The sequence below is a fragment of the Paenibacillus psychroresistens genome, from assembly GCF_009728935.1.
GTDB lineage: Bacteria > Bacillota > Bacilli > Paenibacillales > NBRC-103111 > Paenibacillus_AC > Paenibacillus_AC psychroresistens.
Window position 1 is genome coordinate 2,948,732 of record NZ_CP034235.1, and the last position, 13,052, is coordinate 2,961,783.

At 40.8% G+C, this 13,052-nt stretch carries 11 protein-coding genes; 10 read left to right on the forward strand and 1 reads right to left on the reverse strand.

Going from position 1 to position 13,052, the window contains the following annotated elements:
* Window positions 1–195: 195 nt before the first annotated feature.
* The 7 genes from EHS13_RS13240 to EHS13_RS13270 all read left to right on the forward strand — a co-directional run bounded on the left by EHS13_RS13240 (window position 196) and on the right by EHS13_RS13270 (window position 8,991).
* Complete coding sequence (locus EHS13_RS13240; protein WP_155700797.1) at window positions 196–1,890, forward strand: peptide ABC transporter substrate-binding protein; 1,695 nt, start codon at window positions 196–198, stop codon at window positions 1,888–1,890.
* 127 nt (window positions 1,891–2,017) lie between these two features.
* Entirely contained in the window at window positions 2,018–2,947 is a 930-nt protein-coding gene (locus EHS13_RS13245; protein WP_155705344.1) for an ABC transporter permease, read from the forward strand.
* A gap of 3 nt (window positions 2,948–2,950) precedes the next feature.
* Window positions 2,951–3,865, forward strand: coding sequence for an ABC transporter permease (locus tag EHS13_RS13250; protein ID WP_155700798.1), 915 nt, complete (start codon window positions 2,951–2,953; stop codon window positions 3,863–3,865).
* Window positions 3,866–3,878: 13 nt separating this feature from the next.
* Window positions 3,879–4,907 (forward strand): ABC transporter ATP-binding protein, encoded by a 1,029-nt coding sequence (locus tag EHS13_RS13255; protein WP_155700799.1) that lies wholly within the window; start codon window positions 3,879–3,881, stop codon window positions 4,905–4,907.
* Window positions 4,900–5,856, forward strand: coding sequence for an ABC transporter ATP-binding protein (locus EHS13_RS13260; protein WP_155700800.1), 957 nt, complete (start codon window positions 4,900–4,902; stop codon window positions 5,854–5,856). The genes EHS13_RS13255 and EHS13_RS13260 overlap by 8 nt, the downstream gene beginning before the upstream one ends.
* Window positions 5,857–6,082: 226 nt before the next feature.
* A complete protein-coding gene (gene bshC, locus EHS13_RS13265; protein WP_155700801.1) occupies window positions 6,083–7,711 on the forward strand; it encodes a bacillithiol biosynthesis cysteine-adding enzyme BshC in 1,629 nt (542 codons plus the stop codon).
* A 14-nt stretch (window positions 7,712–7,725) separates the two neighbouring features.
* The gene (locus tag EHS13_RS13270) at window positions 7,726–8,991 is read left to right on the forward strand and encodes an adenosylhomocysteinase (protein WP_155700802.1); all 1,266 of its coding nucleotides are present in this window, start codon (window positions 7,726–7,728) and stop codon (window positions 8,989–8,991) included.
* Window positions 8,992–9,060: 69 nt separating this feature from the next.
* On the opposite strand, the gene EHS13_RS13275 is transcribed toward EHS13_RS13270, so the two are convergent.
* Window positions 9,061–10,233, reverse strand: coding sequence for a MalY/PatB family protein (locus EHS13_RS13275; protein WP_155700803.1), 1,173 nt, complete (start codon window positions 10,231–10,233; stop codon window positions 9,061–9,063).
* Between the two features lie 152 nt (window positions 10,234–10,385).
* Here EHS13_RS13275 and EHS13_RS13280 point away from each other — a divergent pair, with 152 nt between their 5' ends.
* From EHS13_RS13280 to rsmH, 3 genes are all read left to right on the forward strand, one after another.
* The gene (locus tag EHS13_RS13280; protein WP_155700804.1) at window positions 10,386–11,450 is read left to right on the forward strand and encodes a DUF4349 domain-containing protein; all 1,065 of its coding nucleotides are present in this window, start codon (window positions 10,386–10,388) and stop codon (window positions 11,448–11,450) included.
* A 129-nt stretch (window positions 11,451–11,579) separates the two neighbouring features.
* On the forward strand, window positions 11,580–12,017 hold the full coding sequence (gene mraZ / locus EHS13_RS13285; RefSeq protein ID WP_155700805.1) for a division/cell wall cluster transcriptional repressor MraZ: 438 nt from the start codon (window positions 11,580–11,582) through the stop codon (window positions 12,015–12,017).
* 76 nt (window positions 12,018–12,093) lie between these two features.
* Entirely contained in the window at window positions 12,094–13,044 is a 951-nt protein-coding gene (rsmH, locus tag EHS13_RS13290) for a 16S rRNA (cytosine(1402)-N(4))-methyltransferase RsmH (RefSeq protein WP_155700806.1), read from the forward strand.
* Window positions 13,045–13,052: the final 8 nt, after the last annotated feature.

The window sequence follows — 13,052 nt, forward strand, 5'->3', positions numbered from 1 at the left end:
AATGGATTATTGTAACTGTAAATAATGTTAAATTAAATGTATGGATTTTATGGATATTTGGATGTATAATCGTTGAATGGGCAGTAGTGAAATATTGCAAACGATGTTGTGAACATATGTTCAAGTAAATTCGTGAACATTGGTGCAAGCGTATGCGCAAACTTCTGTCACAACAAAATTTGGGGAGGCAAATGTATGAATTTCAAGAAAGGCATGACAACAGCGATTGTAGCTGCACTAGTGGGTACTTCGTTGTATGGTTGCAGCAGTAAAAGTGAGACAAGCGAATCAGCAGCACCAGCTTCACCAGGAGAAACAGTTGCAGCAAGCGCTGCACCAGAGTCAACAGGACCAAAGGAACTTAAAATGAATTATCGTGCTGATCCTCCCGCTTTGGATGTTTCCATCGCAGAAAGCTCAGCTTCGTTTACATTCTTAGGGGCTATTAGCGAAGGCTTGTACCGTTTGGACAAGGATATGAAGCCAGAGCCGGCACTTGCTGCTAAGGAGCCAGAAATATCTACTGATGGTTTGACTTACACGATTACTTTGCGTGATGGAATTACATGGGCAGATGGTACGCCAGTAACAGCTAAGGATTTTGTTTACTCTTTCCAAAGAACTTTAGATCCAGCTACAAAAGCTTCTTATGCTTTTATGGTTGCATGGATCAAAGGTGGTAACGATATCCTTTCAGCTAAAACGCCAGAAGCAGTTGAGACAGCTAAAAAAGCATTAGGCGCTGTTGCAAAAGATGAGAAGACTTTGGTTATTACTTTGGAAAGACCAATTGCTTACTTTACAGGTTCCCTTGCATTCTTAAACTTCTATCCACAAAAGGAAGAGTTTGTTAAAGCACAAGGCGATAAGAGCGGTGCAGATGCAGATAAAGTATTGGGAGCAGGACCATTTAAGCTTACTAAATGGGATCATGACCAAACATTGGTACTTGAGAAAAATGATAAATATTGGGACGCAGCTAATGTTAAATTAGATAAAGTCACAATTAATATCGTTAAAGATTCTAATACTGGTTTAAACCTATATGAAACAGATGCAGTTGATTACACCGATATCAAAGGTGACCAAATCACGGCATATAAAGAAAAGAAAGATTTAAAAATTAAAAGTGAGCTTGTAACAGGTTACTTGAATTTTCAACAAACTAAAGTACCTGCATTCAAGAACTTAAAAGTTCGTCAAGCCTTGACCATGGCTGTTGATCGCCAAGGGATCGTGGATACAGTACTTATGAACGGTTCTGTTGCTTCAACAGGATATGTTCCAAATGGTTCAGCAGATGGCAACAATGCAGAATTCCGTAAGGTAGTAGGAGATACAGAAGTACCATTCGATGCAGCTAAAGCCAAAACATTGCTTGCTGAGGGTCTTAAAGAAGCAGGAGTTGCAGCATTGCCTAAGTTAAGTGTTATTGGCGATGATACCGAAACAGGAAAGAAATTGTTAGAATTCTTAATCTCACAATGGAAAACAAATTTAGGTGTTGATGTAACAGCTGAACCAATGCCACATAAAAACCGTCTTGACCGCGAATTGAAAAAGGATTACACAATCGTATCTTCACTATGGGGCGCGGATTATAATGATCCGATGACTTGGTTAGATATGTTTTTGACAGGCGGTTCTTTCAATACTCAAGATTGGTCCAATGCTAAGTATGATGAATTAGTAAAAGGCGCAATAGCTAATACTGATGTTGTTTCCCGTGCTAAACAGCTTGCTGATGCAGAAAAAATTCTAATGGACGAAGCAGCAGTTATGCCGCTTTACTTCCGTTCATCCGCATTCGTAGTTAGACCAACTGTAGAAGGCTTGATCTTGCCTCCATACGGTCCTGACTTTGAATTGAAATGGACAACAATTAAATAATTATCTTTAGCAGACTAGAATAATGTTTGAATGAAGGAGTCGTTCTGTTAGTTAGTGGAACGGCTCCTTTCATGTGACTACTGCAAATTCGTTTGTCTAAACTTATTTCTCTTGGGAGGTGATTATGTTGGTTTGGTACACTTTACGCCGTTTTCTTTTTATGATAATTACCTTGTGGCTTATCGTTACCATAACGTTTCTTTTAATGAAAATCTTACCGGGAGATCCCTTTGGCGATGCGGCTGCTAAATTACAACCTGAGAATTTAGAAATTCTGCGGGTGCAATATGGGTTAGATAAGCCAGAATGGCAACAATACCTTAAATATATGGGTCATGTCATCCAAGGTGATTTAGGGGTCTCCTATCAATTCCCAACAAGAACAGTTGTGGAAGTAATTAAGTCGGCATTCCCTGCCTCATTTAAATTGGGCATTATCTCGCTTTGCTTTTCAATGATTGTTGGATTGCTGCTCGGCATTATTGCAGCTCTTAAACATAACAAGTTTGGCGATTATTCAGCCATGTTTATAGCTATCATTGGAATATCGATACCTTCCTTTGTAGTGGGACCTCTACTTTCTTATTTTATTGGGGTAAAGTTGAAATGGTTGCCTCCAGGTTTATGGCATGGTCCAAAGTATTGGGTATTGCCCGCTATAGCTCTGTCTTTTGGGACTATTGCCATTCTCGCGAGAATGATGCGTGCCTCAATGTTGGATATAGCCAGTCAGGATTATATTAAAACAGCAAAATCAAAAGGACTGCGAACGACTGCAGTTGTTTGGAAGCATATGATTCGAAATGCTATTTTACCTGTTGTAACGATAATTGGCCCTATTGCCGTTAATGTTCTTACGGGTACACTGGTTGTAGAAAGTATTTTCGCTATACCTGGATTAGGCACACAATTTGTAACCTCAATCGTTTCAAACGACTATACAATGATCACAGGATTAACGATTTTTTATGCAAGTATCTTGATCTTCGTCTTGTTCTTGACCGATATTGCCTACAGCTTTATTGATCCACGCATTCGATTAGGAAAGGGGAGGTAGAAAATGCAATCCATTTCAAAAGAAAAATTTCAACCTGCTGCAAAAACAACAGATCTGGAAGCCATAGTCCGACCTTCTCTTAACTATTGGGAGGATGCTTGGCGCCGTCTGAAGAAAAATAAGCTCGCTATGATGGGCTTGGTTGTATTAGTAATAATAATAATTTTGGCGATTGTGGCTCCTTTAGTATCGAGCTACGATTACGAAACACAGCACCTAAAAGAGATTAATTTAAAACCTTCAGCTACCCATTTTTTTGGAACAGATGATTTTGGACGGGACCTATGGGTTCGTGTTTGGTGGGGCACTCGCATATCATTATTCATCGGTATAGCAGCAGCGCTTATTGATTTAGTTATTGGAGTTATTTACGGTGGGATTGCTGCTTATTATGGCGGACGAGTAGATAGCATTATGCAGCGTGTTATTGAAGTTGTTTATTCAATCCCTTTTCTGCTTTTGACGATTCTATTAATGATGACCTTAGGGCCCGGAATAAAATCAATTATCATCGCTTATGCCATTACAGGCTGGGTTACAATGGCTCGCTTGGTACGTGGTCAAATGCTTGTTCTCAAAGAACAGGAGTTTGTTTTGGCTGCTCGTACACTTGGAGCAAGTCCTTGGCGAATTATATTTAAGCATTTAATTCCTAATGTTTTGGGTGTTATTATTGTACAGATTACCTTTGTTGTGCCTACAGCAATTTTTGTTGAGGCCTTTTTAAGCTTTATTGGATTGGGGATTCGACCTCCTTTAGCATCATTAGGTAACCTGTTAAATGATGGAGCTCATTATATGAGATATCAACCGCATCGCTTATTGTTTCCAGCAGTTATGTTTAGTTTTATTTTATTAAGCTTTAATCTTTTGGGAGACGGCCTTCGTGACGCTCTCGATCCTAAGATGAGAAAGTAAGGAGGTGAGATGAATGAGCAAGCCCATCCTTGAAGTGAAGAATTTGCAGGTATCATTTAAAATGTATGTTGGTGAAGTTAAGGCTGTTCGTGGGGTCTCCTTTACATTAAATAAAGGTGAAGTGTTGGCTATCGTTGGAGAATCTGGCTGTGGCAAATCCGTTACAGCTCAAACCCTCATGCGTTTAATACCAACACCACCGAGCTTTATTAAATCAGGATCGATTTTATTTGATGGCAAGCATGAAATTACCAAGCTTTCTGAAGGTCAGATGGAGAAAATTCGTGGAGCAGAGATGGGGATGATTTTCCAAGATCCTATGACATCTTTGAATCCCACTATGACTGTCGGCTCACAAATCACTGAAGGTATCATCAAGCATCAAGGAATGAGCAGAAAAGAAGCTTTGGTTCGTGCGGCTGAGATTTTGGCGCTTGTGGGCATGTCAAACCCGGAAGAACGCCTTCATCAATATCCACATGAGCTTTCAGGTGGAATGCGGCAGCGTGTAATGATTGCTATTGCACTTGCCTGTAATCCAAAGCTGCTTATAGCAGATGAGCCTACGACGGCATTGGACGTAACGATTCAAGCGCAAATTATTGACTTGCTTCGCCAAATTCAAAAGAAGACAGAAACCTCTATTATCTTAATTACTCATGATCTTGGAGTAGTTGCTGAGATTGCACAACGCATTATTGTAATGTATGCAGGCAAGGTTGTAGAGCAAGGTAGTTTAGATGAAATTTTTTATAATCCCAAGCATCCTTATACCTGGGGGCTGCTTCGTTCTGTTCCGCGCTTAGATAGTAATAGGCATGATGAGCTTGTGCCGATTCCTGGGACTCCTCCTGATTTATTCGCGCCTCCGACTGGCTGCGCTTTTGCAGCAAGATGTCCTTATGCTATGCAAATATGCAAGGAACAGGATCCGGAACATTTTATTGTTTCAGAAACACAAAGTGCAGCATGCTGGCTATTGCATGAGGATGCTCCAAAGGTTGAACGTCCGATTGAAGTTGGAGGTAGAGCAAATGGCTGATAAACCAATTCTAGAAGTTAAAAAGCTAAAGAAGCATTTTCATTTAGGCGGTGGACGTGTCCTTAAGGCGGTAGATGATCTCAGCTTTGCGATTAATCGCGGTGAGACCTTTGGGCTCGTTGGCGAATCAGGCTGCGGAAAATCAACTGCAGGACGTACCATTATTCGATTATATGAAGCGACTAGTGGCGAAGTGCTATTTAATGGCGAGAATATTCATAAGCTGAATGCTAAAAACAAGCTTCAATATAATCGTAATATGCAAATGGTTTTTCAAGATCCTTACGCATCTTTGGATCCGCGTATGACTATCGGGAAGATTATTGCTGAAGGCATTGATATCCACAAGCTATATACAGGTAAGCAACGCAGCGACCGAGTTAGCCAATTGTTGAATGATGTTGGACTAAATGAAGAGCATGCAGGACGTTTTCCTCATGAATTCTCAGGTGGTCAACGACAACGTGTAGGGATTGCTCGTGCACTCGCGATTGAACCGCAGTTTATTATTGCGGATGAGCCGATTTCAGCTTTGGACGTTTCTGTGCAGGCGCAGGTCGTAAATTTGTTTAAGAAGCTGCAGAAGGACCGTGGCCTTACTTATTTATTCATTGCGCATGATTTGGCTATGGTGAGACATATTTCGGATCGTATCGGTGTAATGTATTTAGGTAAAATGGTTGAAGTTACTACTTCTGAGAAGCTTAATGCCAAGCCATTACATCCCTATACGCAATCGTTGCTTTCTGCGATTCCTATACCGGATCCAGACGTTCAAAAGAAACGGGTGCGGGTCATTCTGCAAGGTGAGGTTCCAAGCCCGCTTAACCCACCAAGCGGTTGTCCATTCCGTACACGCTGTCCCCATGCTATGAAGGAATGTGCAGAGTCCATGCCACCGTTTAAAGAAGTAGAAACAGGACATTATACAGCTTGTCATTTATATTAAGCTACAATTTGAGGAATGCCCGATATTTATTATTCGGGCATTTTTTTTGACTAACTTGGCTAGGATGGATACAATCAGTAGAAGCCTTTATTACTGGTAACGGGCAACAATTAATTATTCCATTCCAACTGAAGCGAGGTTCCTCGTGTATAGCTTCGAATGGAAATGTGGCATGTTGCCCGTTAACAGTATTTATCATTCAGTCGAGAAAGTAGGGAATCATAGCATGAGAGTGGAAGAGTATCCTTGGTCTAAAAGCCAAGCTTTAGCAGAAGACTATGTACATAATATAGAAAAAGCACGAGCTATTTTTCCATATCATCCTTCTGTTGAAGCTAATTGGTCTAAGCGAGCTAAATGGTTAGATCAATCCAACCGGTTTACAGCTAATCGCAGTGAGCTGGTTAAGGTTTTACTTGAATATAATAAGATTATCGGCAACACTTCGGAAGCAATTGAGAATATTAAGTCACTGGAAGACCCAAGCACGCTTGCTGTCGTTGGTGGACAACAAACAGGTTTGTTTACAGGCCCATTGTTAGTCATTTATAAAGCAATCACGTTAATTCAATCAGCCAAGCATGCTGAAAAGCTATTGAATCGTAAGGTTATTCCGGTTTTTTGGTTAGCTGGAGAAGACCATGATTTTGATGAAGTGAACCACACGTTTACCCTGACACAGCAGCTCGAAGTGAGCAAGATTAGAATTGATCACCCTACTGGAATACGTTGTTCGGTTAGTAAATTAACTATTCAGCAATGGGAAGAGGCTATACAGCAGCTAGACAATTCGCTGATGCATACGGAATTTAAAGCGGGCTTAATCCATAAGCTAAGTGAGATTGGTGCACAATCACTCACATTGGTAGATTTCTTTGCACGAATCTTTGTTTGGTTGTTCCGTGAACAAGGCCTTATTCTTATGGACTCCGATAACCCCGCTATACGTGGATTAGAAGGTCCAATGTTTTCCCAATTATTACAGAAGCATGAGATAATCAATCAAGCTTATCTCCAAGGTAAAGATCGAGTTGAAGCTTTAGGCTATAAAGCGCAATCCGAGCTTGCTCCTCATAATGTTAATTTGTTCGTTTTTACCGATCAAGGTGAACGTGTCTTACTGCAGTGGGATGGTCATCAATATCACGATAAGAAAAAAGAACGCAGCTTTACAGTAGATGAGATGAACCATTGGGCCGAGACTTGTCCAGAACGCTTAAGCAATAATGTGATGACACGGCCCTTAATGCAAGAATTCTTATTCCCTGTGCTTGCAACTGTTCTTGGGCCTGGAGAAATTGCGTATTGGGGCTTAACCGGACTGGCTTTTGAAGCTTTGGGCATGGAAATGCCGATTATTATCCCGCGAATGGAGTTTACTCTTATAGAAGGAACTGTAGCGAAGCAAATGGATAAGTTTACTTTATCCTTTGAGACGGTAGTTGAAGAATTTGAGCTTTGGAAGCAGGAATGGTTAACTGCTCAGGATCAGCTAGGCTTGCCGGCACGATTTACAGAGGCAAAGCAGCAGTTTAATCAGGTATACGGTCCGATAGTAGATACCCTAGCTGGAATTAATCCTGGTTTGCGAAAGCTCGGAGAAACCAATATGCATAAGATTATCGAGCAAATGGAATTTCTTGAAGCAAAAGCAGTTGAAGCCAATTTAGTGCAATACGAAGCTGCGCTTCGACATCTGGATCGGATTAGGTTAACTTTATATCCACTCGGCAAACCTCAGGAAAGAGTGTATAATATAATAGGTTATCTGAATAAATACGGTGAAAGCTTCCTGCAGCAATTATTGGAGCTGCCTTATACGACTGAAGGCTCACACAGAATAATATATATTTAGAGAGGAAGATTACATTGAGTACACAAGGAAAAAGTATTATTACGGATATCGCATTAGCACCAGAGGGACATTTGAAAATTGATTGGGTCAACGCCCACATGCCTGTTTTGAATCGGATTAAAGCTCAATTTGAAAAAGAACAGCCTTTTAAAGGTTTAAAGGTAGCCATTTCCCTTCATTTAGAGGCTAAGACAGCTTATTTAGCAAAAGTCGTTAAAGCAGGCGGGGCTGAAGTTACCATTACGGGGAGCAATCCTCTATCCACACAGGATGATGTATGTGCAGCTTTAGTTGAAGATGGGATTACGGTATTCGCTAAATACAATCCAAGTCCAGCAGAATATAAAGAATTACTTATTAAAGCATTAGAAACAGAACCCGATTTAATCATTGATGATGGCGGAGATTTGGTATCGATTCTTCACTCGGAACGTCGTGATTTGTTGGCCAAGGTGCGTGGTGGTGCCGAAGAAACGACAACAGGTATACTTCGCTTAAAAGCCATGGAGAAGCAAGGGCAATTGGAATTCCCAATGGTTGCGGTAAATGATGCATTTTGCAAATATTTATTCGATAATCGTTATGGAACTGGACAATCTGTATGGGATGGAATCAACCGTACAACCAACTTAGTTGTCGCTGGTAAAACAGTAGTTGTTGCAGGATATGGCTGGTGTGGTAAAGGTGTAGCGATGCGTGCCAAAGGTCTTGGAGCGCAAGTAATTGTTACAGAAATCAATGCGATTAAGGCTGTTGAAGCTTATATGGATGGCTTTTCTGTAATGACAATGGAAGATGCCGCAAAAGTAGGCGACTTCTTCGTTACAGTTACAGGTACAAGAGATGTAATTAGCAGCAAGCACTATAAAGTGATGAAGGATGGAGCTATTCTATCCAACGCTGGGCATTTTGATGTTGAAGTGAATAAGCCTGATCTCGATGCATTGTCCTCTGGCAAAAGAACCGTTCGCAAAAACATTGAAGAATATCAGCTCAAGGATGGACGTAAAGTTTATATTATCGCAGAAGGCCGTTTAGTCAATCTAGCTGCTGGTGATGGACATCCGGCAGAAATTATGGATATGACCTTTGCGCTTCAAGCAATGTCATTGAAATATGTTAATGACCAATACAAAACCTTGGGCAAAACCGTAGTTACAGTTCCTTATGCATTGGATGAGCAGGTTGCTCGCTTCAAGCTTGAATCATTGGGTATGGGGATCGATACATTGACAGATGCGCAAGTCAGCTACTTAGACAGCTGGGCAGAACACGAATAAGTTAATTTAAAATAACGCAAAAAAGCTGATCATCCAATGACCAGCTTTTTTGCGTATCTCCTTAAAGAGCTATTCTTCCCTAACAGCACGGCTGAATCTTTGAAGCGCCTCTTCTAATATAGAACGTGGACAAGCGAAGTTAATCCGCAAATAGCCTATACCCTCTGTGCCAAAGACAGAGCCTTCACTGAAAGCTACCTCTGCTTTTTGAAACATGAGCTTCTTAAGCTCTGCAACATCTAATTTAAGCTCACTACAATCCATCCATAGCAAGTAGGTCCCCTCAGGTGTCATTGCCTTTATCTGCGGAATTTCTTTGGCTATAAACTCTAATGCATAGGTTAAATTGCCACGTAAATAAACTAACAGCTCATCTAACCATAGATCGCTGTCATTATAAGCAGCTTGTATGGCATCGGGGACAAAATAATTGGTCATATGTAAGCTTAGTGTTTTTAGGCGATAATCGAGTTTTCTCTTCAGCTCTTTATTTGGGGTCACGACAATGGAGGATTGCAGACCTGGCAAATTAAAGGTTTTGGATGGAGCTAGCAAGGTTAATGAGTTTTGGGCAAGCTCTTCGGAAAGGGAGGCAAATGGAATAAAGGGATGCCCTGGAAAGGTCAAATCACAATGAATTTCATCTGAAATGATCAAAACATTATATTGCAGGCTTAGTTCGCCTAAGCGTTGTAATTCTGCGTGTTCCCATACCCTTCCTCCAGGATTGTGCGGATTACAGAATAACATTAGCTTTGCGCCATCACGCATTAAAGCTTCCAAATGATCAAAATCTATTTCAAATCTGCCATTATTCTGCAGAAGCGGATTTATCGCTATCTGCCGATCATTCATCCGGATTACATCATAGAAGGGATAATAGACAGGTGACTGAATGATTACGGAGCTGCCCGGTTCACTGAATAGCTCTACGGCTAGGCTGAGTGAAGTAACAATCCCAGGAGAATCTGTGATCCAAGCGGGGTCTATTTGCCATTTGTGTCTACGTTCAAACCATGATGTAATGGCTGATAAATAGCTCTCTGGACGAATGGTATATCCATAAATACCCTGAGCAGCTCTATCTTGTAGTGCTTTTTTGATAGCGGGTGGGCTTTCAAAGTCCATATCAGCTACCCACAAGGGTAGAATATCAGCATTTCCAAACAGCTTCTTGGATTGATCCCATTTATAAGAATGGGTATTCTGTCTGGGGACAATACGATCGAAATTATGAGTCATGCCATACACTCCCTAAAGTTTTCAAGTTAATTAACCATTCTACTATAGCATTTTTTGCTGAAATAGGCTCACACCCTTAATTGCAACATTTTTCCTTTTTTTACGTTAAGGAGAATAAGCTCGCAATAAAGGGCTAAAAGGGGGCGTTTTGAATGTTAGAGATAAACAAGAAGAAACCGAGCTCGAGAATGTGGATAAAAAATGGAAGTGGCCGAATCATGGCGGTAGTATGCTTATGCATTTGGTTAGTGGTATCTGGATGTAGCAGCTCGAAAAGAGATGAAACCGCTTCACAAGATAATCTAAAAGTGGCCATCAGTGAAGAAGCACCTCAAGCAGCATCAGTGGCAAAAGATGCTAATTATACCTTAAGTGATACAGCGACAGAAAATCAAACTATAGGTATAGCGGCTGCCGCAGAAAGTAAAGTTGGATTTACAGCTGCAGCTTCAACGGATAGCTGGGATCGTAAAGTCATCTACAAAGGTAACTTAACGATGGAAGTTCCGGATTATGCGGTTGCCCAAACCGAAATAAATAACTTAGTTACTTTAACGGGCGGCTATATTTTACAATTTTCTGAGAATCAATCAACAGCTGAAAAAAGCGGCAACTACGTTATTAAGGTGCCGGCTAATGGTTTCTCCTCTTTCATTCGTGATTTGGAGAAAATCAAGACCGTTTCTGACATCCGTCATAATATTCAAGGTCAGGATGTTTCGGAGGAATATGTGGATTTAAGCTCACGTTTAAAGGCTAAACAAGTTGTGGAAGCAAGATTGCTAGCTTTTATGGAAAAAGCAGAAAAAACCGCTGAATTGCTTTCTTTCTCTAATGAGTTGGGGAATGTACAGGAAGCTATTGAACAAATTAAAGGCCGCATGCGCTTTCTCGATCAGAACGTATCCATGTCAACGGTAGAAATACGCTTATATCAACAAGGGGCTGCTAAGATAGATGCCGGTGGAGATTCTACCTTGACACAGATAGAGGATGCACTAAAAGCAAGTGTGCATGCTTTGAAAGTGATAGCACAAGGCTTAATCATTTTTGTAGCAGCTGTACTTCCAGTGTTAATCGTGCTTGCCATCATTGGAATACCGCTTATTATAGTTATAAGAAAGCGAGCACGAAAAGCAGCATTAAATCCTTCACCTCCAGCTAGTTATATACAGAAAGTTGATTCAATGGAAGAACCGCCTAAGGATCTACCTTAAATAGTCACAATATTATAATAAATATAAAAAAAGTCTTGCTAACTTAGCAGGACTTTTTGTTTTTACAGCGAATATTTATAAACTTGTGGTGAAAAGTGGGTAAAAGTGGTGGAAAGGGGTGGAGATCCGATGTTTATGGGTGAATATCAACATAGTATCGATGAAAAAGGCCGTATTATCATTCCGGCTAAGTTTAGAGATGCGCTCGGATCCCATTTTGTAGTTACCCGCGGCTTAGATCAATGTCTTTTCGTTTACGCAATGGAAGAATGGACGATTATGGAACAAAAGCTTAAAGCACTGCCCCTAATGAAATCAGACGCTCGCGCGTTTACTCGATTCTTTTTCTCAGGTGCTACCGAATGCGAACTGGATAAACAGGGAAGGGTAAATATACCGAATACCCTAGTGGATCATGCTAAGCTCGCTAAAGATTGTGTTGTTATCGGGGTATCCAATCGAGTGGAAATTTGGAGTAAAGAGACATGGGAAGGATATTCGCTGCAATCGGAGCAATCCTTTAATGAAATAGCTGAAAAATTGGTCGATTTTAACTTTGATCTCTAAATATAAGATAAAGAAATAGAATTTAGCCATGCGAGTTTTTCAAGGAAACTCAGCTTATGCTTCCAGGAGGTTCATAATGTTTCATCACATAACGGTTTTAAAAGCAGAAGCAGTAGATGGCTTGCATATTGACCCCCATGGTATTTATGTGGATTGCACACTTGGCGGAGCAGGACACAGCGAATTAATCGTTTCAAAGCTTCAACCTCCAGGCAGATTGATTGCTTTTGATCAAGATGATGCCGCTTTAAGTAATGCGGAACAAATTTTTGCAGAGCAAATGGATCGCGTAACATTAGTGAGAAGCAATTTTCGCTATCTTAAGGACAAACTGCTCGAATTAGACATCCCTAAGCTAAATGGTCAGCCTCAAGTAAACGGCATTCTGTTTGATCTTGGTGTATCTTCCCCACAATTGGATGATGCAGAACGTGGATTTAGCTACAATCACGATGCAGCGCTTGATATGCGTATGGATCAAGAGGGGGGATTAACTGCTCACGAGGTAGTTAATGAATGGACAGAAGCTGAGTTGACCCAAATATTGTTTGAATACGGTGAAGAAAAGTTTGCAAGAAGAATAGCTTCTAATCTGATTAAAGCACGTGAACAAGCTCCGATTATGACAACCTTTCAGCTTGCAGAAATCATCAAGAATGCAATCCCGGCAGCTACAAGACGCACTGGACCACATCCTGCTAAACGAAGCTTCCAAGCGATTAGGATCGCAGTAAATGATGAATTGGGTGCGATGAAAGAGGCATTAGAGCAAGCCGTACACTGCTTAGCTCCAGGCGGAAGAATTGCAGTAATCACGTTTCATTCCTTAGAAGATAGGATTTGCAAGCATTTATTTGCGAAATTTATCGAACAATGTACATGTCCGTCGGATTTTCCAATGTGCGTTTGTCAAAGAAAGTCTATTCTTAAGCTGGTAAATAGAAAGCCAATTGCACCCTCTGAAGAAGAATTGGAGCTTAATAACCGATCACGATCAGCTAAATTAAGAGTTGCAGAAAAAATATAAGATAGCGA

Excerpts from the sequence above, each read along its gene's own strand:
- EHS13_RS13240 (WP_155700797.1), top strand. The coding sequence starts at position 196 with ATGAATTTCAAGAAAGGCATGACAACAGCGATTGTAGCTGCACTAGTG.
- EHS13_RS13250 (WP_155700798.1), top strand. The coding sequence starts at position 2,951 with ATGCAATCCATTTCAAAAGAAAAATTTCAACCTGCTGCAAAAACAACA.
- EHS13_RS13255 (WP_155700799.1), top strand. The coding sequence starts at position 3,879 with ATGAGCAAGCCCATCCTTGAAGTGAAGAATTTGCAGGTATCATTTAAA.
- EHS13_RS13260 (WP_155700800.1), top strand. The coding sequence starts at position 4,900 with ATGGCTGATAAACCAATTCTAGAAGTTAAAAAGCTAAAGAAGCATTTT.
- bshC (WP_155700801.1), top strand. The coding sequence starts at position 6,083 with ATGAGAGTGGAAGAGTATCCTTGGTCTAAAAGCCAAGCTTTAGCAGAA.
- EHS13_RS13275 (WP_155700803.1), bottom strand. The coding sequence starts at position 10,233 with ATGACTCATAATTTCGATCGTATTGTCCCCAGACAGAATACCCATTCT.
- EHS13_RS13280 (WP_155700804.1), top strand. The coding sequence starts at position 10,386 with ATGTTAGAGATAAACAAGAAGAAACCGAGCTCGAGAATGTGGATAAAA.
- mraZ (WP_155700805.1), top strand. The coding sequence starts at position 11,580 with ATGTTTATGGGTGAATATCAACATAGTATCGATGAAAAAGGCCGTATT.
- rsmH (WP_155700806.1), top strand. The coding sequence starts at position 12,094 with ATGTTTCATCACATAACGGTTTTAAAAGCAGAAGCAGTAGATGGCTTG.